The 20,464-nt window shown below is 68.3% G+C and carries 17 protein-coding genes; 5 read left to right on the top strand and 12 right to left on the bottom strand.

Annotation, left to right across the window (positions count from 1 at the left end; all coding sequences use genetic code 11):
- Positions 1-125: 125 nt before the first annotated feature.
- The gene (locus tag OHA25_RS48140) at positions 126-1,466 is read left to right on the top strand and encodes an ATP-binding protein (RefSeq protein ID WP_327583542.1); all 1,341 of its coding nucleotides are present in this window, start codon (positions 126-128) and stop codon (positions 1,464-1,466) included.
- 58 nt (positions 1,467-1,524) lie between these two features.
- On the opposite strand, the gene OHA25_RS48135 is transcribed toward OHA25_RS48140, so the two are convergent.
- Positions 1,525-2,010, bottom strand: a complete 486-nt coding sequence (locus OHA25_RS48135) for a VOC family protein (protein WP_327583541.1) — start codon at positions 2,008-2,010, stop codon at positions 1,525-1,527.
- Positions 2,007-3,506 (bottom strand): FAD-dependent monooxygenase, encoded by a 1,500-nt coding sequence (locus OHA25_RS48130; protein ID WP_327583540.1) that lies wholly within the window; start codon positions 3,504-3,506, stop codon positions 2,007-2,009. Before OHA25_RS48130 ends, OHA25_RS48135 begins: the two co-directional genes overlap by 4 nt.
- 307 nt (positions 3,507-3,813) lie before the next feature.
- Between OHA25_RS48130 and OHA25_RS48125 the strand changes: the two genes are divergently transcribed.
- Complete coding sequence (locus OHA25_RS48125; RefSeq protein WP_327583539.1) at positions 3,814-5,820, top strand: cation:proton antiporter; 2,007 nt, start codon at positions 3,814-3,816, stop codon at positions 5,818-5,820.
- 93 nt (positions 5,821-5,913) lie between these two features.
- Here the strand turns inward: OHA25_RS48125 and OHA25_RS48120 are convergent, their stop codons facing one another.
- Positions 5,914-6,432: a hypothetical protein gene (locus tag OHA25_RS48120; protein WP_327583538.1), complete on the bottom strand. Its 519-nt coding sequence runs from the start codon at positions 6,430-6,432 to the stop codon at positions 5,914-5,916.
- Here OHA25_RS48120 and OHA25_RS48115 point away from each other — a divergent pair.
- Positions 6,388-7,110, top strand: a complete 723-nt coding sequence (locus OHA25_RS48115) for a TIM-barrel domain-containing protein (RefSeq protein WP_327583537.1) — start codon at positions 6,388-6,390, stop codon at positions 7,108-7,110. The genes OHA25_RS48120 and OHA25_RS48115 overlap by 45 nt on opposite strands.
- Here OHA25_RS48115 and OHA25_RS48110 read toward each other — a convergent pair.
- The 3 genes from OHA25_RS48110 to OHA25_RS48100 are packed head-to-tail and all read right to left on the bottom strand — an operon-like array spanning position 7,017 to position 10,295.
- Positions 7,017-7,661: a DUF3159 domain-containing protein gene (locus OHA25_RS48110; RefSeq protein WP_327583536.1), complete on the bottom strand. Its 645-nt coding sequence runs from the start codon at positions 7,659-7,661 to the stop codon at positions 7,017-7,019. The two genes, OHA25_RS48115 and OHA25_RS48110, sit on opposite strands and share 94 nt — an antisense overlap.
- 4 nt (positions 7,662-7,665) lie before the next feature.
- Complete coding sequence (locus OHA25_RS48105) at positions 7,666-8,847, bottom strand: FAD-dependent oxidoreductase (RefSeq protein WP_327583535.1); 1,182 nt, start codon at positions 8,845-8,847, stop codon at positions 7,666-7,668.
- Positions 8,844-10,295 carry an FAD-dependent monooxygenase gene (locus OHA25_RS48100; protein WP_327583534.1) on the bottom strand — a complete coding sequence of 484 codons (1,452 nt, stop codon included), beginning with the start codon at positions 10,293-10,295 and terminating at the stop codon, positions 8,844-8,846. Before OHA25_RS48100 ends, OHA25_RS48105 begins: the two co-directional genes overlap by 4 nt.
- A gap of 50 nt (positions 10,296-10,345) precedes the next feature.
- Here OHA25_RS48100 and OHA25_RS48095 point away from each other — a divergent pair, with 50 nt between their 5' ends.
- Positions 10,346-10,954, top strand: coding sequence for a TetR/AcrR family transcriptional regulator (locus OHA25_RS48095; RefSeq protein WP_327583533.1), 609 nt, complete (start codon positions 10,346-10,348; stop codon positions 10,952-10,954).
- On the opposite strand, the gene OHA25_RS48090 is transcribed toward OHA25_RS48095, so the two are convergent.
- Together OHA25_RS48090 and OHA25_RS48085 are read right to left on the bottom strand one after the other, a co-directional pair.
- Positions 10,935-12,497: a cytochrome P450 family protein gene (locus OHA25_RS48090; RefSeq protein WP_327583532.1), complete on the bottom strand. Its 1,563-nt coding sequence runs from the start codon at positions 12,495-12,497 to the stop codon at positions 10,935-10,937. The two genes, OHA25_RS48095 and OHA25_RS48090, sit on opposite strands and share 20 nt — an antisense overlap.
- 575 nt (positions 12,498-13,072) lie before the next feature.
- Positions 13,073-13,480, bottom strand: coding sequence for a winged helix-turn-helix transcriptional regulator (locus tag OHA25_RS48085; protein WP_327583531.1), 408 nt, complete (start codon positions 13,478-13,480; stop codon positions 13,073-13,075).
- A 68-nt stretch (positions 13,481-13,548) separates the two neighbouring features.
- Between OHA25_RS48085 and OHA25_RS48080 the strand changes: the two genes are divergently transcribed.
- Positions 13,549-14,214 carry a nitroreductase family protein gene (locus OHA25_RS48080; RefSeq protein WP_327583530.1) on the top strand — a complete coding sequence of 222 codons (666 nt, stop codon included), beginning with the start codon at positions 13,549-13,551 and terminating at the stop codon, positions 14,212-14,214.
- A gap of 159 nt (positions 14,215-14,373) precedes the next feature.
- On the opposite strand, the gene OHA25_RS48075 is transcribed toward OHA25_RS48080, so the two are convergent.
- From OHA25_RS48075 to OHA25_RS48060, 4 genes are all read right to left on the bottom strand, one after another.
- On the bottom strand, positions 14,374-15,744 hold the full coding sequence (locus OHA25_RS48075; protein ID WP_327583529.1) for a GH1 family beta-glucosidase: 1,371 nt from the start codon (positions 15,742-15,744) through the stop codon (positions 14,374-14,376).
- Positions 15,745-15,893: 149 nt separating this feature from the next.
- Entirely contained in the window at positions 15,894-17,453 is a 1,560-nt protein-coding gene (locus OHA25_RS48070) for a ricin-type beta-trefoil lectin domain protein (RefSeq protein WP_327583528.1), read from the bottom strand.
- Between the two features lie 652 nt (positions 17,454-18,105).
- Positions 18,106-19,404, bottom strand: coding sequence for an ABC transporter substrate-binding protein (locus tag OHA25_RS48065; RefSeq protein ID WP_327583527.1), 1,299 nt, complete (start codon positions 19,402-19,404; stop codon positions 18,106-18,108).
- Between the two features lie 110 nt (positions 19,405-19,514).
- Positions 19,515-20,462 carry a carbohydrate ABC transporter permease gene (locus OHA25_RS48060; protein ID WP_327583526.1) on the bottom strand — a complete coding sequence of 316 codons (948 nt, stop codon included), beginning with the start codon at positions 20,460-20,462 and terminating at the stop codon, positions 19,515-19,517.
- Positions 20,463-20,464: the final 2 nt, after the last annotated feature.

Genomic DNA, 20,464 nt, shown 5'->3' with positions numbered 1-20,464 from the left:
GCACTAGTAGAGTCACCCCGCTCAGGGGAGAGCAAGGGAACCCGGGATTCCCCGCACACTCCGTGAAGTTGACGAAGTGTGCACGGAAATCACCCGCCGGCTCGTCCGCTGCCTATGGTCGTCCTGTGGACACCGTCGAGCTGAAGAGCCTGTTTCTGTTCGAATCGCTGGATGAGAGTCACCTGGAGTGGCTGAACACCCGGGGTGGCGAAAGGACCTATGCAGCCGGAGAGCGGATCTACCGCGAGGGTGACCCGGCAGAGTGCTTCGTGGTGCTGTTGTCGGGGACCATCAAGATGACGCGCAGGGTGCGGGGCGGCGCCGAGGTCGAGATCAACCGCAGCGATTTTCGCGGCGCCTACGCGGGCGGCGTGCTGGCCGTGGTGGATGAGGAGGTCAAAACCTACCCGCACACCCTGGAGGCGTTGACTCCCTGCCGCATCTTCTCGCTCCCCGTCGTCGATCTCCTGGAGGCGTTGAACGAGTGGTTCCCGATGCCGATGCACATCATGAAGGGGATGAGCAGGGGCATCCGCACCGCCAACGAGCGGGTTGCCGAACGTGAGCGCCTCGCCGCACTCGGATCGCTCACCGCAGGGCTGACGCACGAGCTCAACAACCCGGCCGCGGCGACCGTGCGGGCCAGCAGGGTGCTGCGTGAGCGGCTGGCCAAGGTCCTCGGCGAGTTGCCCGCCGACCTGGCGGGAACCTCGACGCTCTCCTTCCTGGAGATGGGGGATCGCGAAGAGGAACTGGGCGACTGGCTGGACGACCGCGGTGTGGCCAATCCGTGGCAGGCGGCCCCGGTCCTGGTGGCCGCGGGCGCGGACGTCGAATGGGCCAAGAACTTCGAGCAGAGCCACGCCGAGGATTTCGCCGGTGCGATCGACCGGCTGACCACCGTGCTGGAGATCGATCAGCTTCTCCAGGAGATGACCGAGGCCACCACGCGGGTCATCGACCTCATCGGCGCGGCCAAGCAGTACTCCCAGATGGATCGCGGGCCGCTCCAGCGCGCCGACGTGCACATCCTGCTGGACAGCACACTGGCGATCCTGGCCCACAAGCTGTCCGGCGTGGAGGTCTCGCGAGAGTACGACCGCGGGCTTCCCTCCATCGACGCCTACGCCGCCGAGCTCAACCAGGTGTGGACCAACTTGATCGACAATGCCGTCAGCGCGATGGACGGCCATGGCAAGCTGCATATCAGGACCTTCGGTGACGACACCTACCTGACCGTCGAGATCGGTGACACCGGCCCGGGCATCCCCGCGGAGATCCGCGACCGGATCTTCGAGCCGTTCTTCACCACCAAGCCGGTCGGCGACGGGACGGGTCTCGGCCTCGACATCTGCCACCGGATCGTGGTGGATCGGCACGGGGGCGACATCCGCGTGACCTCCCGCCCCGGTGACACCCGTTTCCAGGTGCTGCTCCCGATCACCCCATCCACGTGCGACGACTGACCGCGTGGTATCCGATCTTGTGCGGCTGACGCGTCAGCCGCACAAGATCAGGCGTCGGTCAGTGGATGGCGCAATGGATGGGGCCCCGCTGGTCGTAGAGCTCGATGAGCTCACCGCTGGGGCCCTTGATGAAGGCCACGCGGCACTTGACCTCGGGCTCACCGTTGAGTACGACCGAGGTCGGCTCACCGGTCCAGGTGTCCACGGGGAACGCCGCACCTCCGGACTTGAGGCATTTGCGGTACGCCTCGTCCACGTCGGGCACGATGATCGCGATGTGGTGCATCGGGCCGGGCGAGGAGTCCGCATCGGATCTGCCTCCGGGGAACAGCTCCAGGTAGGTGTGTCCGCCCAGCTCGAGGTAGACCCCGCGAGCGTCGTAGACGACCTGCCCGGACTCGGCGATCGACTTGGTCCACTCGTACCTGGCCGAGAAACCCAGTCCGTCGCGGTAGAACGCCAGCGACTTGTCCACGTCGGCGCAGAGCACCGCGACGTGCATGAGCGGGGCCGCGCCGATCGGCCGGCTGTAAGCCCCGGTCATTTCTGTCTCTGGGCGGCTCGGGGGTCCTGCAGCCAGCCGGGCAGCCGGCCGGGCAGCGACGCCGCGTCCTCAGCGGGCGCCGTCATGGCCACGTAGCCATCGGGCCGCACCAGCACCGCATGCGGCAGGTCGGCGGTGCCCACGGTGATGGGCGTCTTGATCTGCCCGGTCGCCTCCTTGACCGCGACAACGTCGGCGTCGGGTGGGACCATCAGCGACCACGCGAGCCCCTGCGCCATGCCGTGCCGCGGCGGCATCCGGTGGCCCACGGTCGGCTGAGGGCCTTCGGGGTCCCCGCCGCCGTAGTCGACTTCGAGCTGGGCCAGTCGGCGTGCCCACCATGAGGGGAACTCCGGCAGCCCGCCGACCGCGGCGAAGATGTGGTTGCGCAGCGCCAGCCGTTCGGGGTGCAGGATCGACGAGATGTCGGTCATCTGCGCCGTCATCGTGACCAGGCCGTCGGCGACCGGACGGCGCTCGGCGGTGTAGGTCTCCAGCAACTTGGGTGAGGCGCTGCCGTCGATGACCGCCGCGAGCTTCCAGGCGAGGTTGATCGAGTCCTGGATGCCGGTGTTCATGCCCTGGCCGCCGACCGGGCTGTACACATGCGCCGCGTCACCGGCCAGGAAGACGGGGCCGGTCTCGCCGAAGGTCTCGGCCAGGCGCAGGCCCACCCGCCACTTCGAGGTGCGCTCGATCGTGTGCACGACGGCGCCCGCGTCGGCCGGCCCTCTGGTCTCGAGCAGGCGCTGGATGCCGGCCAGATCCTGCGGGGGCGTGCTATCGCTCTCCAGCGCCACGATGCGGTACCGGTTCTCACCGGTCAGGGGGGCGACGACGAGCAGTCCCTCGGGCGAGAAGAAGAAGACGATGCCCTCGTCCGGACCATGCCAGTCCATGACGACCTCGGTCAGGGCGAAGCTCTGCGGGCGTTCGGTCCCCTCCCAGGCGATGCCCATCCGCTGCCGGACAGTGCTGTGCATGCCATCGCAGCCGATGACATAGCGGGCCTCGATGGCGCGCAACTCACCCGACTTCGAGGCCACAGTCGCGACCATGCCCGGGTACTGGTCCCACATGTTGACCAGGGTGTGGTCACGGAAGACGGTGCCGCCCATCTCGGCGAACCGCTCGGCGAGCACCGCTTCGGTGGTCGGCTGCGGAACGACAAGAATATACGGGTACGGCGTGTCGAGTTGTGCGTACGGAGTGGTCCACAGGCGGTGCTTGCCGTCCCGGACCGTCAGCGTGGGCGTGGGCTTCCCACGGGCGATCAGCTCCTGGTCGACTCCGATGGTGGCGAGCGATTCGAGCGTCCGCGCCTGCATGGCCGCGGCGCGGGTGTGCACCAGCGGCTCGCTCAGCCTGTCGATGACGACAGTCTCCACGCCCAAGGAGCGCAGGGCGCAGGCGAGGGCAAGGCCGACAGGTGCCGCGCCGACGATGAGGACGTCCGTGCTTCCCGGCAGGACGTTGTTGACCGAAGAATTGGGCACGCTTGCTCCAAGTCGACTCGGTGATATTTCGACATTCGACAGGATCGGAGGCGGGCACCCGGAAACACAACGCGGACCTCACGAAGTATGCCTTGACTATTTTCCGGGCCGCTTCGCCCGGTCCGGTTCCGCCCGCAATCCGGCTCCGCCCTTAATCCGCCTTCGCCCTGATTCGACTTCGGCCCTTGATTCGACTTAGTCCGGCCCTGGTCCGGCCGACCTGACGAGGTCGGATCGAGCTGCTTGACGCCGGTCCGCGGGTTGTGAATCGCTATTGTCGACCACTGACGTTTGAGGAGTGGGCCTGTTGGCCGTCGCGTATGTTTCGGGTTCCTTCGCTTCGGAAACCATCGGTTTTCTCGGCGGCGTCGTCGCCATTGTCCTGGCAGCGGCGCTTATCGGTTATCTGTCATTCCGGCTGCGGATCGTCCCCATCGTTGGGTTTCTCATCGCCGGCGCGGTCATTGGGCCGAACGCCCTGGGCCTGGTCCGCGAGCCCGAGGTCGTGGAGATCGCCGCGGAGTTCGGCGTCATCCTGTTGCTCTTCTCGATCGGGCTGGAGTTCTCCCTTGAGCAGCTCGCGCGGATCAAGCGGCTGATTCTGCTGGGCGGCGGCCTTCAGGTGCTGCTGGCGACCGGTGGCGTACTCGCCGTGCTGGCGGCACTCGGGATTCCCTGGCAGGTCGGGGCCTTCACCGGCATGCTGGTGTCGCTGTCGTCCACGGCCATCGTGCTGAAGCTGCTGGCCTCCCGCGGACAGACCAACACCGAACGCGGTCAGGCGACGCTGGCCTTCCTGCTCTTCCAGGACCTGGCCATCGTCGTCATGGTGCTGATCATTCCCTTTCTGGGCCAGGGCGGCGGTTCGGTCTGGGACATCCTCCGGGCCATCGGCACCGCCGCCGCGGTGATCGTCGTGGTGCTCGTCGTCGCCCGCAAGGTTATGCCTTCGCTGCTGGCCGTGGTCGCCAGGACCTGCTCGCCGGAGCTCTTCCTGCTGGCGATCGTGGCGATCTGCTTCGGTACCGCCTTCGTCACCAACCTGGCCGGCGTCAGCGTGTCGCTCGGCGCCTTCCTCGCCGGGCTGCTGGTCAGCGAGAGCGAGCACAGCGAGCACGCCATCGGCGAGATCATGCCGTTGCAGATCCTGTTCAGCGCCACGTTCTTCGTCTCCATCGGGATGTTCCTCGACCTGCCCTTCGTCCTGAGCCACCTGCCGCTCGTCGCGGCGGGGGTGGGTGCGATCCTGCTGGTGAAGACGCTGGCCAGCTGGATACCCGCCCGGCTGCTTGGGCTGGGCACGGGGTCCGCGACAGCGGTTTCGCTCCTGCTGGTCCCGATCGGCGAGTTCTCGTTCGTCCTCGAACGGACGGGCTCCGCCGCCGGGCTGTCCCCCGCCGGGCTGGGCCAGGAAGGCTCGCAGGCGTTCATCGCTGTGACCGTCCTGCTCATGGCCGCGACCCCGCTCCTGGGCGGGGCGGGGAACTGGCTGGGCGATCGCTGGAGCCGTCGCGCGCCATCTCGCCGCGCCGCGGATCCGGCCACCCGGAACGAGGATCGCGGAAGGCGGCACGACCACGTGCTGATCTCCGGCTACGGCAGCTCGGCGCGCCATCTGGCCGCCGAGCTGGCCCTGACGCAGATGCCCTTTACCGTGATCACGCTGAGCCCGGAGGGTGCGGCGGAGGCCCGGCGGCTCTCCTACGATGTCGTGCTGGGCGATCCGAGCAAGACCCAGATCCTCCAGCACGCCGGCGTGGTCCAGGCGCGGATGATCGTGATCCCGGACGACGAGCACGAGATGACCGCCCAGGTGGCGACCCTCGCCCGGCAGCTCAACCCGAAGGCCGTCATCGTCAGCCGGCCCATCGGCCTGAGCTCTGTCGAGCATCTCTCCAACGCGGGCATCGATCACATCGTCGACCCCGATCTCACCAGCTCAGTGGCCCTGACGTCCCGGGTGCACACGGAACTCGGCCTGCCGACCGCCCATCCCCACAACCAGTCCCTGGACACCTCGCGTGTCTTCCGTCTCACCGTCGCCAAGGGCGACGGCTGCGAGCACACCCGGCTCATCCACCCGGTGCTGCCGCTGACCGCGGGCTGCGCCGAGTGCCTGCGCATGGGCACCACATGGGTGCACCTACGCATCTGCCTGACGTGCGGCCACGTCGGATGTTGTGACTCCTCCACCGGACGTCACGCCCATGCGCACTTCACCGGGACGGGGCACGGCGTGGTGCAGTCGGCCGAGCCGGGCGAGAGCTGGGGCTGGTGCTTCGCGGACGAGCGGCTTTTCGAGCACCAAAGCTGACGTCGCAATCGGGGAGGCCCCTGCATCGCGGCCCGGGGAAGATACCGACCACGCCGGTCCTCCTGCGCACCTCCTTGTGCAGCCGCTCCTGGGTTAACCGATCAGGGATCGGCGGGTCAGTGTGTTGATTGTCCGCTCGTAGCGGGCGGCCAGATCGCTGCGGCGCTTGTCGAAGGCTTCCTTCCTGCGTTCCTCGAAGGCCTCGATGTCCGCCGCGAGCTCCAGTCGTATCTTCTCGAGCAGGTCTGCGAGGTCGTGCACCCACGCGCCCGAGCCGACCCCGATCTGCGCCTGCACCGGCGCGGGCAGCACCCGGCGCAGCGAGCTGAGCACCTCGTCGGGCTCCGGCGTGAGAAAGTCCTTGACCTGCGCGCTCGCGCCGGACAGGAAGAAGTCGCCCGCCGTCTTCCACACCACGCCCGAGGTCTCCTTGGCGTGCCTGAAGAAGGCGGCCAGCGCCGCGGAGTGCGCGTGCCGCCGGTCGATGCGGTCGTTGCCGAGCGGCACGTACGGCGCGCGCACCCGCCCGGCGATCATCGCCTCCGGCTCCTGGTAGCGGGACAGATCGTGCGAGCGCCGCTGGGCGTAGGTCAGAAGGACCGGCTCGGCCACATCAGGACCCCGGACGTCATCGCCTACGCCCAGGACGCTCGCGCCAAGGACATGCCGTCCGGCTGGTTCCTGCCCAACGACGGCTACAGTTGTGGCTACGAGGACCTGCCTCACACCGTGAATGAGCTCAAGAAGCTCGGCTTTCAAACGGGTCTGTGGACCGAGAGCAGCCTGGCCAACATCGGCTACGAGGTCGGCCAGGCCGGAACCCGCGCGGTGAAGACCGACGTCGCCTGGGTGGGTGGCGGCTACGAGCCGGCCTTCAACGGCGTCCAGTCCGCCGTGGACGGCATCGAGGACAACTCCGACGCGCGCCGCTTCGTGTGGACCGTGGACGGCTGGGCTGGAACCCATCGCAACGCGGTCGTCTGGACCGGCGACACCTACGGAACCTTCTCCGACATGCGCTGGCACGTGCCGGCCATCGCCGGCGCCGGATTCTCCGCACTCAACTACGCCTCGGGTGATGTCGACGGAATCTACGGCGGCTCGCCGCTCACCTTCAGCCGCGACCTGCAGTGGAAGGCCTTCACCCCGGCGTTCATGACCATGTCCGGCTGGGGCGCGACCAACCCCACGACTGGCTACAACGACAAGCCGTGTGCGGGCAGCGCGGCCGGGTGGGCGTGGAAGGGGCAAGTCGGCCGACGGCAGGGTCGCGCGGCCAGGCGGCGATAGAGCCTCCAGAGAACGACCGCGGACAGGAGGTATGTGGGTGCCTCGATGAGAACCTTGACGGCTCCCATCGCGACGGCCTGATCGTCGAGGTAGAGCCTGATCTGGTTGGCGGTGAGCGTGGCGTCGATGAGGAACCAGAGGAGGTTGACGATGGTGAAGGCGCGTAGCTGGATGGCGCAGCGTCGCCAGGCCAGGCCCTGCCGGGTGAGCACGCCGTACGCAAGTCCGAACGGCGGCAGCCTGAGCAGGAGCAGGATGGGCGTGGCGACGGCGAGTGTCCCGCGCATCACCAGCAGCGGCAGGAAGAAGTCGGCGGCGTTGCCTGAGGCGGTGACCAGTGCCGCCGCCGCTGCCGACACGCCGAACCCGGCGAGCGCCGCCCACGGCTTCTGGGCCTGCCGTACTCGGAAGAGGGCCACTGCGGCGGCTGCCGCCAGCGCGGCCGCCAGAGAGGGAGCGATCTGCCTCGTCGTGGCGTAGGCGACGGTGAAGCCGATGACGGGCAGCGCGGTCTCGAGAACGTGGGCGCCGACGCGGCGCAGCAGATGCACGGGTTCAGCCGCGCAGCAGGAAGTCGCCCATGGCGGACACCGAAGCGTTGACCGCTTCGAACCCGTCACGACGCATTTCCTCCTCGTAGGTGGCCACCGCATCGAGCAGCGGCTGCGCGCCGGCCAGGTGGCGGCACAGGCGCGCGGCGTCCTGCAGGGCGGTGTTGGCGCCCGAGCCGCGGTTGGGCGGCATGGCGTGGACGGCGTCGCCCAGCAGGGTGACGGCGGTGGGCTGCCACGGGTCGATCGGCATCGAGGCGCCGAGCGGCAGGCAGAGCGTCTGCTCCGGCCAGGCCTGCTCGATGACCAGCCGCAACGTCGGATGAGCCGGCTCGACCAGCTCGCGCGCGAGCTCCCAGAGCCGCCTGGCACCGATGGTCTGGAATCCCGTCCCGAGCCTGTCGCTGGGCGGGATCAGCGCCCACATCAGGAAGTCGGCGGCCTCGCCCGGGTCCAGTCCTGGCAGCAGCCGCGCGGCGGCGCTCGGTGGTGGCTCGCTGAACTGCATGGCCGCCAGGATCATGCCGAGGTGGTCCAGCTCGGTGATGGTGAAGTTGCTTCCGATCAGATCGATGATCCCGGTGCTCGTGATCTCCGCGGTGATCGGGCTCTTGCCTCCGAGCCAGCGCGCCCCGGTGTCGATCACCTCGGCGTGGGGGAGGAGCTGGCGGCGTATGGCGGAGCCGATGCCGTCGGCTCCGACCAGGAGATCTCCGTCGGCGTGGCCGCCGTCGGCGAAGTACGCGCGTACACCCTGGCTCAGGTACTCGAACCGGACGAGCTCCCGGCCGAAGTGCACGCGGTCCTCCAGTCCGTGCAGCAGGATGCGCCTCAGTAGCTGACGGCTGACCGGGTGGCCGGGCCGCACGGCGTCGGGCCTGCCCTGTCCGCCGTCGAAGGAGTTCGTGGCCAGCAGCTCCAGGCGGCCGTTCACGTCGCCGATCACCTTGAGTGCTCGGCTGTCGCGCCCCAGGGTCGCCTCGAACAGTTCGGCATGGGCCGGGGGCAGGCAGGCGTGCAAGGCCTGCTTTCCTCTGTCGTCGATGTGGAAGCGGGCTCCCTGGGCGCGGCTGTCCGGTGCCGGGTCCCGCTCGTAGACGGCCGCATCGATCCCGGCTCGGCGTAGCCCGCGGGCGAGCGTGAGTCCGCCGAGTCCGGCTCCGGCGATGATGACGCGCGAGGTCACGGCTGATCTCCTCTGTTCAGGATCTGGTTGAGTACGGTTTCGAGGTCGTGTTCTGGTGATGCCGTCCGCGCGCGCCAGGCGATGATGCCATCGGGACGGACGAGTACGGCACCGCTCGCGCTCACACCGAGGGCCTCGGCCCACGACGCCTCTAGTGCGGTGAGCGGGATGTCAGTGCTCGCCCAGCCGGGGCCGGCCAGACAGACGAAGTCCCGACCGAACAGATCGCGCCCCACGTAGGGCACGCGGGTGCCCGGCAGTCCTGCGGACTCCAAGGGGTCCACGAAGGTCTGTTCGCCTTCCGGGACCACCGCCGAGGACCGGTACACCGCACCGAATTCCAGGGTGAGCCGGTCGGGCAGATCCTCCGACGGTGGGATCACACTGATCCGGGTGAGCGCGTCGGTGAGCGCGAGGCTCGCGAGCGGGCGGCGCTCGGCGTCGTAGCTGTCGAGCAGCCCGGGACCGGCCCTGCCGCTGAGTATCAGAGCCAGCTTCCAGGCGAGATTCTGCGCGTCCTGAAGCACGCTGCCGCCGTGCATGCCGGGTGTGGGTGGCAGCGAGCAGGCGGCATCGCCTATCAACGCGATCCTGCCACGCGTGAACCGCTCAGCGGTGAGCAGGGTGATCGGCAACCTGAAGATGCCGTCGATCTCGACTTTCAGGTCCGGCAGGCCTGCCGCTGTGCAGGCGAGTTCGACCAGGTCCTCGCCGTCGTCGAGGGAGTCGTCGGCCGGGTGAGGGCGCAGCAGCACCCAGGAGTCGGGCCCGGACTCCTTCAGCAGGGTGCCGCCCACGCCATCGAGCTGCACGCCGGCGAAGTGCCGCCCGCGGATGGCCTCGCTGAGATCCGCGCGGAAGGCCACGCCGTACAGCTGAGCGATGGTGCCCGGACCTTCCGCCTCGATCAGGGCGCGCTCGCGGACGAGGCTGTGCGGGCCGTCGGCGCCGACCACGTACGAGGCCCGCACGCTCGTCTCGCCCTCGGGTCGGCGCACGTCGGCGACGAGCTCGTCGGCCTCCTCCCGCAGGTCGGTCAGCTCGGAGCCGGTCCAGATCTCCGCGCCCAGCTCCCGGGCGCGCTCGCGCAGCAGCTCACGAAGCCACGCGTGGTTGCAGCAAACGGGCTCGAGCGGGCTCAGCTGCGGCGGCACGGCCACCCACGGCTGCGGCACCCGCCCGAGTTCGGCGCCGGCCAGGGTGTCGGCCTGCAGCATGTCGCCGAGTTCATCGGGATGGAATCCGGCCGCGCGGACCGGTTCCTCCAGGCCGAGGGTGCGCAGCAGTTCCATGGCGCGCACACTGAGCCGTTCGTTGCGCGAGGTGGGTGGCAGTTCGGTCCGGCGTTCGACGATCAAACAGGGCACGCCATAGTGGCCGAGGAGGGTGGCTACGGCCAAGCCGCTGAGCCCTCCACCGACCACCAGAACGTGGACACTCCGGTCCATGGGTCCTCCGTCTCGGATAAGTTCGACATGCGGTGAAGTAAGCTGACGTCGTGAGCGACACCGTCGGTGAGCAGGGACGCCGCGGCCGATGGCGCACCGGCGCGGCCAACCGACAGCGCATCGTCGAGGCCGCAGCGGCGCGGTTCGGCGCCGAGGGGTTCCAGCGGGCCACCATCAGAGCGATCGCCGTCGACGCCGGTGTCGACCCCGCGATGATCCACTACTTCTTCGGCAGCAAGCAGGGTCTCTATGAGGCCGTGCTCAATAGGTACAGCCCGCAGCGCGATCCGGTGGGTGAGCTGCTGTCGGAGGGGGTGGAGCACTTCGGGGAAAGGCTGGTGCGCCGGTTCCTCGAAGTCACCGAGGGAGGCGACGCCGCCGACGGGGTGGGCGCCCTGACCCGCCTGGCCGTCACCGATCCGGAGCCCGCGGCCAAGCTGCGCGAGTTCATCGAGAACGAGTTCGCCGGCTCGCTCGCCCAGCACCTCGACCTGCCGGACGCGCACCTGCGGGCCAGCTTGATCGGCGCCCAGCTCGCCGGCCTGGCCGTGGCCCGACACCTCCTGGGCGTGGAGCCCTTGGCCTCGATGTCCGCGGAAACGCTCGTCCCGCTGATGGCGCCCGTCATCCAGCGACTGATCACCGAGCCACTGGGGTGAACGTCACGGGCAGTTCGGCCAGCCCGCGGAACAGGATGGCCGTCCCCGGCCGCTGACGCAGCTGCTCGGGCGGGCAGGCCAGCGCCAGGTCCGGGAAGCGGTCCAGCAGGCCGCGGAAGGCGATCTCCGCCTCCATCCTGGCCAGCGGCGCGCCGAGGCAGAAATGCAGCCCGTGGCCCAAAGCGACATGGGCGTTGTCCTCGCGCTGGATGTCGAACCGGTCAGGCTCGGGGAACCGCCCGGGATCCCGGTCGGCGGCGGCCAGAGCCACCGTCACCTGGCTGCCCGCCGGAATGGTCACCCCGCCGATCTGGATGTCCTCCACCGCCGTCCGCCCCGTTCCCTGCTCGACGGGGCCGTCGTAGCGCAGCATCTCCTCGATCGCGGAAGGCAGCAGGTCCGGCTGGGCGCGCAGAAGGGCGAGCTGGTCGGGGTGGCGCAGGAGCGCCGCCATGCCGTTGCCGATCAGGTTGACCGTCGTCTCGTGGCCGGCGACGAGCAGCAGATTCAGCATGCCCACCAGCTCTCGCTCGCTCAGCCCGCCATCCTCGTCGTCCGCAGCCGCCACAAGCGCGCTGGCCAGGTCGGGCTGCTCGTCCCTCGGCACGCCGGGCCGCAGGTCGCCGCGCTTGCGCTCGATCAGGGCGGCGAGGTAGGCGTTGATGGCCTCGATGCCCTTCAAGCGCCTGGCACGCAGGTCCTCCTCCAGCGGCAGCAGCAACATGGCGGCGGTCCAGGACCTGAAGTCGGCCCTGTCCTCCTCCGGCACGCCGATCAGCTCGCTGATCACCGTGATCGGCAGCGGGTAGGCGAACGCGTCGATCAGGTCTGCCTGTCCCAGCGGTGCCATCCGGTCGAGCAGATCGTCGGTGATGCGCTGCACCCTGGGCCGCAGTGCCTCGATGCGGCGCGGGGTGAATCCCTTGCTCACCAGGCGGCGCAACCGCGTGTGGTCAGGCGGGTCGCTGTTGAGCATGTTCGTTCCGGTCGGCCCCTCGTCGGCGGTGACGATGCCCAGCTCACGCAGCCACTGGGGGGCATACCGGGGGTGCTTGGAGATGCGCGGGTCGTTCAGCAGGGCCCTGGCCTCGCCGTACCCGGTGACCATCCAGACCTGAGCGCCCAGCGGGCCTTCGACGGGACGGACGGGACCCTCCTCTCGCATGCGGGCGTACAGGGGATACGGGTCGGCCCGTCCCTCCGGGCTGATCAAGGTGGGCTCGGACGGGGCCGGCGGTGGTCGCTCCTGTGTCGTGCGGACCGCGCTGGCCGGGAAGCTTCCGAGCACTCCGGCCTTGACCTTACCCGTCCACTGATCGCCGTCGACGATGCCGGTGAAGCGCAGGTTCATCCCCATGACCGCCCGGCGCACCAGCCAGCCCGCCTCGTTGCCGCGCACCGAGCCCTCATCGATCTCCCAGGACCCCTGCGCGCCGGTCATCGTCCCTGTCAGCCGTTCGCCGTCCGAGGTGAACGTCGCGGAGAAGCTCTGCGCGCCCCTCGGAGACTCCGCGGTGAACGCCCACGTGCCGTCGATGCTCATGCTCGGGCTCCCTCATTCCAGAAAAACTTCATCTCTTGAGGAAGAAATGTAGGCGATCGGGGCCATTACTTCAACATGAAATGAAGTAATACCGCTCCGTGCGCGCGGAGGATGGCGAAGAAGTGCGGCGGCAGGTCGCGCTCGAGTAGCTGGCCGGTTCCGTCCGGGGAGCGGTGGGAGCAGGCCGAATCGGGGCGGCTCGACGAAACCCTCGCCGAGCTACGCTGGCGGGCCCGGGCGGCCGGACGGACCGCCGACCAGTGCAAAGGCCTGGAGATGTGGGCAAAGTATCTGACGGCCGCGCGGCTACCTCGACTAGGCCGACGCGCTGGCGGCAGGCTGGCTGATCGCCACCGGGATCGTTGCGGGCGCATGTCGGCATCTGATCGCAGACAGACTCAACACCACCGGCGTGAGGTGGGGGCCTGGATGGCATCGATCGCCCCGCGGTCGGGAGCGCGTGTCGGCGGACAGCTACCAGCGCATGGTCAGGTGCGGGTAACCGCGCACGGGATTGGCGGTCCAGGCGGTGTTCTTGGCCTCCGGCGACGTCGGTATCGCGGTAGTGCCGATCGTCACGGTTCGCGAGAGGCGTCCACCGCTGCCGGTGCCGGTGCCTTGCGCCGAGCCTTCTCGATGTCGTTGATGTGGTCTTCGGTCCACTGCCGGAGCGCGGTGATCGGCTCGGCGAGACTGAGGCCGAGCTCGGTCAGGTCGTACTCGACGCGGGGCGGAATGGTGGGGTGCATGGTCCTGGTCACGAACCCGTCAGCCTCCAGAGCACGCAGCGTCTGGGTGAGCATCTTCTGCGAGACCCCCTCGATGCGGCGGCTCAGGTCGGTGTAGCGCATGGTGCCCTCGAGCAGGGCATCCACCACCAGGATGGTCCACTTGCCGGCGATGTGGTCGAGGACCTGGCGAGTCGGGCACTTGGCGGAGTAGACATCGGCCGGTAGCCCGGACGACTCAACGACGGTCTTCATGATTGGAGAGTAGCGCACTAATTGGTGCCTTCTTCCGATTGGAGAGCCACTCTCCAATAGTTGGTCCCATGAAGAGCGACGCACTTTCCGTAGCCGAGGCGATCCGCACTCGCCGCACCATCCGCCACTACCGGCCGGATCCTGTCCCGGCGTCCCAGCTCGCCTCCCTTCTCAGCCTGGCCATCGAGGCGCCCACCAGCTGGAACCTGCAGGACCGCTCGATTGTGGTGGTCGACTCCCACCAGGGCCGCGAAGGGCTGACCTGGGCCACTGGAGGACAGCCTCAACCGCAGGAGGCACCCGTCGTCCTCGTCTTTGTCGCCGAGACCCAATCCTGGCGCGACGACCGCGGCGACATCTATGACCGGGCACGCCGCAATGAAGCCTGGAACGAGGAGTTCGTGGCGATGTTCTCCGCGGCCTCCCAGGTATTCCAGCAGGACCTGGAGAAACGCGGTCTGCTCCGTGAATACGCGGTGAAGGACGCCATGATCGCCGCCACGTACGTGATGCTTGCCGCCACGGAGATGGGACTGGCCACCTCACCGATGAATGGCTGGGACGAGACCAAGGTGAAGAAGGCCATCGGCATTGACGATCGCGACGACCTCGCCATAGCACTGCTGGTAGCGCTCGGCTACCCAGCCGAGGAGCGGCGCCATCCCGGTCGCCGCCCACTGGAACGCAACGTGTTCTACCAGCGGTACGGAGCTCCGCACCGCCCCACGGAGTAGCCGCAGCCGCCTGCGCGTTCACCTTGCGGGGTGAGGTGGACGCGCAGGATGCGCTGGCGCACGGCTAGGTCCTCGCGGCGCTGCGCGGGCGTGGGCGGGCGCCGGCAACTGCCGTCAGTGGCCGGGCATGGTTCGCCTGCCAGGCGGCGTGGACGTCGGTCAGAGCTCGACGACGGCCTGCTCGCGCGTGCGCCGGTGGGCGCGGACGATCTCGGCGTAGCGGTGGCCGCTGTCCTTGACCGTGCGCGTCTGGGTCTCGTAGTCGACGTAGACGATCCCGAACCGCTGGGAGTAGCCGTACGCCCATTCGAAGTTGTCCAGCAGGGACCAGGCGAAGTAGCCGTCGAGCGGGACGCCGCGGCGGGCAGCCCGCGCGCAGGCCGCCAGATGGGACTCCAGGAAGGCGGTGCGCTCGACGTCGTGCACGCTGCCGTCTGGTGCTACACGGTCGGGGTACGCGGAGCCGTTCTCGGTGACGAGGACCGATCGCGGCGCATAGTCCTCGGTGACCCGGACGAGCACGTGTTCCAGCCGGTCCGCGTGGACCTCCCAGTCCATCCCGGTACGGGGTGTTCCCGGCGGTGTGACGGGACGGGCGAAAGGTGCGGGTCCCTGCGGATCGTCAACGGTGACTGACCGCTTGTAGTAGTTCACGCCCAGCCAGTCCAGCGGCACCGCGATCGTCTCCAGATCTCCGGGCTCGATGGGTGGTTCGGTCCCGTATACCTCGACCATGTCGGCCGGATAGCCACGGCCGTGGATGGGATCGAGCCACCAACGGTTGCTGTGCCCGTCGTCGCGGTGTGCGGCGGCGATGTCCTCGTCCCGGTCGCTCGCGGGCTCGGACTGCGTGAGGATGTTGACGATGCCGACCCGCGCTCGTGGGGCTGCTGCCCGGATCGCCTGGACGCCGAGCCCGTGGGCGAGCAGCAGGTGGTGTGAGGCGCGTACGGCGGCGGTCAGGTCGGTGCGACCCGGCGCCATGACGCCCTGGAGGTGGCCGAGCCATGCGGAGCAGTACGGCTCGTTCAGCGTCGCCCAGTCGGTGACCCGGTCACCCAGCTTCTCGGCGACGACGGTGGCGTAGTCGGCGAATCGTAGGGCGGTGTCGCGGGCGGGCCAGCCGCCGTGGTCCTCGAGGGCCTGCGGCAGATCCCAGTGGTAGAGGGTGGCATGAGGAGCAAGGCCCGCTTCCAGCAGCGCGTCGACCAGTTGGTCGTAGAAGGCCAGCCCCGCCTGGTTTACGCGGCCGTCCCCCTCCGGCATGACGCGGGGCCATGAGATGGAGAAGCGGTAGGCGTTGAGGCCGAGGGCCTTCATCAACGCCACGTCCTGGGGCCAGCGGTGGTAGTGGTCGCAGGCGATGTCACCGGTGTCACCACCGGCGATGGCGCCGGGCTGCTTGCAGAAGGTGTCCCAGATGGATGGTGCTCGGCCGTCCTCGGCGACCGCGCCTTCGATCTGGTAGGCGGAGGTGGCCGCACCCCAGGCGAAGCCGGGGCGGAAGGCGGTCAGGTCGTCAAGGGGCACAGCTGTCCTCACTGCGTGGTCGGGATGTGTTCGGGGTGCGGATGGACCGCGGATGGATCGGGGCGCTGCTCGGGGGGCGCCCCCGGGGAGGCCTGTCGCGGCCCTTGAGGTCCGCGACCGGCCTGCGGGTGTGTCCCGCGGGACTTCGTCTAGCTGGTCTTGATGTTCCACTGCTGGTTCTTGCCGCCCCAGCACTTGTAGAGCTGGACCCTGGAGGAGGCCAGGTCCTTGTCCAGGCACAGAGGGGCGGGCTCCTCCGCCTTCGGAGGCGTCATCGGATGCACTGAGCGGATCGTTTCGTCGGAGTAGAACATCCACTTCTGGCGGTGGTCCCGGTCGTCGCAGTCAGTGGTGCCGACATGGGAACCGTCGCCCGAGCTTGCGGCGTACAGGCACTTGTTGCCGCCGACCTTGATCAGCGCGGAGGGCATCCTGGTCCACTTCTGGGCGTCCGTTCCGTCGCAGTCAGCGACCTTGACGGAGGAGGTGGCATTGTCGGGGGCGTCGAGGCATTGGCCGGCGTCGACGTTGCGCAGGACGCTCGTGCGCGCGTCAGCGTCAATGCCGAAGGCGTACTTGAGGCGCTCGATGCCGCTGATATTGCGGACGCCCAGCGCCAGGTCGGTTCCGCTGCCCTCCAGGTGGAAGAGGGAGTACCAGTCGTGCCCGTCGTACTCGGGCTTCGGCCGGGAGCCGTGCTTGCCCCCGAGGGCCGGCCACTGGACCGCGCCCATGCCGAGTTCGAGGACAGTGTCGGTCTCTGCGCGCAGGTACCGGACGAAGTTGTCGGTGCTGTCCGCGTCGTTGTAGTCGCGGCCGTCGTCCATCGGCGCACCGAACTCGTCCAGGATGGTGCGCTTGCCGCAGTTGCCGACCTGGCGCTTGAAATCCTCCACCCACTCGTCGTAGGTCTTCTCGTCGTTGTTGAACGCGTAGTGGTGGAACGAGAGGTAGGTCCCGTTAAGGCGCTCATCGGCGCAATAGGACGTGACGTCGCCGTTCCATCGCTCTCCGCTCACGATGATTCGGTTCTTGGGGATCGATGGGTTGTCGGCGATCCAGGTGGCGGCGATGTTCGCCCAGTCCTTGGGGTCGATGGCATAGGGCTCGTTGAGCAGCTCGAAGTAGACCTGGCTGTTGTCCTTGTACGCGTCCGTCACGGCTTTCCACATCGACTTGAACGCATCCATGTCGACGATCTTGCCGTCCCTGCCGGGCCCGTCCGGCTTCCCGTCGTTGTTCTCGTCCACGCCGTCCCCCTCCCAATAGGACAGGATGACCTTGAAGCCCATGTCCGTCGCGGCATCGATGGCGCCGGCGTACTTGTCGCCCCACGTCGTGCCGGGGATGGTGTGGATGTTGATCGGCAGCCGGACGGTGTTTGCGCCGGTGGTGCTCTGGAACCCGCTGAGGATGGCGTTGGCCTTGGCCTTGACGGTGTCGTAGTCGTCGGATGCCTCCAGCCCCTCGGGGACGATGGGTTCGCTCTGGTAGTTGTCTTCCGGCATGGCCCAGTTCACGCCCTTGAACTTGCTGGCGTCCACAGGGTTGTCGTCGGCGGCGGCCGGTGATGCGCCGGACAGAACACTGAGCGGCACGGTGATCAGCGCGGCCAGCAGACCGGCCGCCGCGCGGCGGCGGGAGCGGGTACGGGCGGTCGGGCGTGCGGTGGAGTGAGGACTGGGTCGGGTGCGTGGGGAGTTGAGCATGTCGTGTCCCTTGTGTGTTTGCGGCTCTGTGCAGGCGGTCGTTGCCGCCTTGGGCGCCACGAAGCGATTCGCTGCGACGGTGATGCTGTGGTGGCGCCTGGGTGCCTTCCTGAAGAAGGCATGGAGCTAGGTGGCGATGAACGGCGGGGCAGCGAGGGGAGCGGCTGCCAGAGCTGACGTGCTCGCTCCGGGCGGCTGGCGGGCACGGCCGCCCTACTTCTCGCCGGGGCCGCTACGGCGTTGTCACCGCCCGCTGAGTGTCCTTGCTCGGTGCGGCGGGTGCGGGACGCTGATGGCGGCTGCGCGGCCGGCCGCGGTGATCGTGACCGGCGCCAGAACCTGCGGGGCGGTGGCCTGGGCAGGGTGCTGGGCGAGAATCCGTGCATCCGATTGCTCCTCGGGGTAGGGGCGGCTCAGAGGATGGGGGATGCTGCGCGTGGCTTGGTGAGGCCGGGGTGGGACCCCGCCGGCCCGTCAGGTGGTCGGCCTGGCGATGGGGATGTGGCGGGCGGGTTGCTGAGGTCGTTGTCAGCGGGGACCGGTGGCGGCCGGTCTTGAGGCCTCGTGCCCTCAGGGTTGAGGTGCGAAGAAGTGCCGTTGCGCGATCCTGCTATCACGCCCACAGGCGGAAGGACGCGGGCTGGGCAGCGCGTTACTTGACAGTGAAGCCTTGTTCCTGGCCGTACTTGATGCTGGCGTCCTGCCAGGACTTCAGGCCGTCCTGCAGAGTGGTGCCGGAGACGTAGGCCTTGCCGACGGTGTCGTTGAAGATGCTGTTGGCGTAGACCTGGAAGGGCAGGTAGGACCAGCCAGGGGCGACCTGGGTGGCCGACTGGGCGAGGATCTGGTTGATCTGCTGGCCGCCGAAGTACGGATCTTCTTTGTTCAGGAAGTCCGGGGAGTTCATGTGCTTGGTGGTGGAGGGGAACGCACCTTGGTCGATGCGGGTCTGCGCGCCCTCGTCGACGCTGACGTACTTAAGGAAGGCGTAGGCGAGCTTCTTGTTGGGGCTCGCCTCCATGACAGCCAGGGAGCTGCCGCCGTTCTCGGCGGTGACCTTGCCGCCTGCCTGCCACTGCGGCATGGGCGCGACGCGCCACTTGCCCTTCGAGGCCTTGACCCCGGCTGCGAAGGGTGCGGGCATCCACGCGCCGGTGACGAGCGACGCGATGGTGCCGTCGCCCAGGCCCTTGTACCAGCTGTCGCTCCAGGCGGCGATCGGGGCGACGAGCTTGCCGCTGACCATCTGCTGCCAGGCGGAGGTGAACTTCTGGGTGCCCGGATCGGTGAAGTTCACGCTGACGGTGGTGCCGTCGACCGTGTAGGGCCTGCCGCCGGCCTGCCAGATCATGCTGGTGGTGAAACCGGCGTCGCCGGTATCGGCGGTGAGGTACGTCTTGGGGTCGGCGGCGTGCAGCTTCTTGGCCGCGGCGATGTACTCCTCCCAGGTGGCCGGCACCGCGATCTTGTGCTTGTCGAAGACCTCTTTGTTGTAGAACAGGGCCATCGGGCCGGAGTCCATCGGCAGTCCGTAGATACCGCTGGTACCCGCGTGGACGGCGTCCCATGGGCCGGGGGTGAAGGTGCCTTCGAGCTTGTCCGCGCCGAGGGTGCTCAGGTCGGCGATGGAGTTGGCGAGGGTGAACTGCGGCAGGGCGGAGTACTCCATCATGGCGACGTCGGGGATGCCCGATCCGGCCTTGACCGCGTTCTGCAGGGCCGTGTACTGGTCGTTGGTGGTGCCGGCGTTGACCAGGTTCACCTTGACCTTCGGATATTTGGCCTGGAAGTCGCTAACGACCTGCTTGAGGGTCGGTTCCCACGCCCAGACCGTGATGCTGCCGCCGGTGTCCAGAGCGGCCTGGAGGTCGGCGTCGGAGACGGTCGTGGGCTTGACGCTGCTGGAGTCATTCGTGCTGGAGGAGCCGCAGGCGCTGGCTGCAAGGGACACCGAGAGGGTGGCCGCGCCCAGAAAAAGGGCGTGACGACGGGATATCGTCATGAATGTGCCTTTCGTTGGGGGTGTACTTGAGGGGCATGGGCAGTCGGGCCGGGCGCCGGTCAACCTTTCACGCTTCCGGCGGCCAGCCCCGACTGCCAGTACCGCTGAAGCAGCAGGAACGCCGCGATCAGCGGGACGATGGTGAGCAGTGACCCGGTGATCACGAGATTGAAGACTGCTTCGCCGCCCACGGTGGAGGCCTGGGCGTTCCAGCTGTTCAGGCCGAGGGTCAGCGGATACCAGTCGGGGTCCTTCAGCATGATCAGCGGGAGGAAGTAGTTGTTCCAGGTCGCGACCACGTTGAACAGCAGAACAGTGACGATTCCGGGGGCCAGCAGCGGCACGCTGATGGAGAAGAACGTGCGGAGCTCGCCGGCGCCGTCGATGCGGGCCGACTCGAGGACCTCCTTCGGGACGGCATCGATGGCGAAGGTCCACATGAGGTAGAGGCCGAACGGCGACACCAGCGAGGGGATGATGATCGCCCACGGGGTGTTCGTCAGCCCCAGCTCGGAGAACATCAGAAACGTGGGGACGGCCAGTGCGGTGCCGGGCACCGCGACCGCCCCGATGACGGTGGCGAACACGGCCTTCTTGCCGGGGAAGCCGAACTTCGCCAGCCCGTATCCCGCGAGCGTTGCGAGGAATGTCGCGCCGCCCGCGCCCGCCACGACGTAAAGCAAGGTGTTGATCAGCCAGCGGGTGAAGATGCCATCGTTGTAGGTGAAAGTGTCGGCGATGTTGCCGAACAGGGCGAAGTCTCCGGCCAGCCACAGCCCGAAGGAGTCGAGCAGGTCTTCCTGCGTTTTGGTGGCGTTGATCGCTAGCCAGGCCAGTGGAAGCAGTGTGTAGACCAACATGATCGCTGTCAGGGCGGTCAGCGTGGCGCTCCGGCGGGTCGGGCGGGACGCGAGCCGAGCATGCCGGGCCAGGCGGGGGCCAGACGAGGCACCTGAGCGCCGACCTTTACGGGACTTGTGGGCGGCGGCGGAAGTCGTGGTGGCCATGA

The sequence above is a fragment of the Nonomuraea sp. NBC_00507 genome (assembly GCF_036013525.1).
GTDB lineage: Bacteria > Actinomycetota > Actinomycetes > Streptosporangiales > Streptosporangiaceae > Nonomuraea.
The sequence above is the reverse complement of the archived record's forward strand: the minus strand, read 5'-3'. Positions and strand labels throughout refer to the sequence as shown.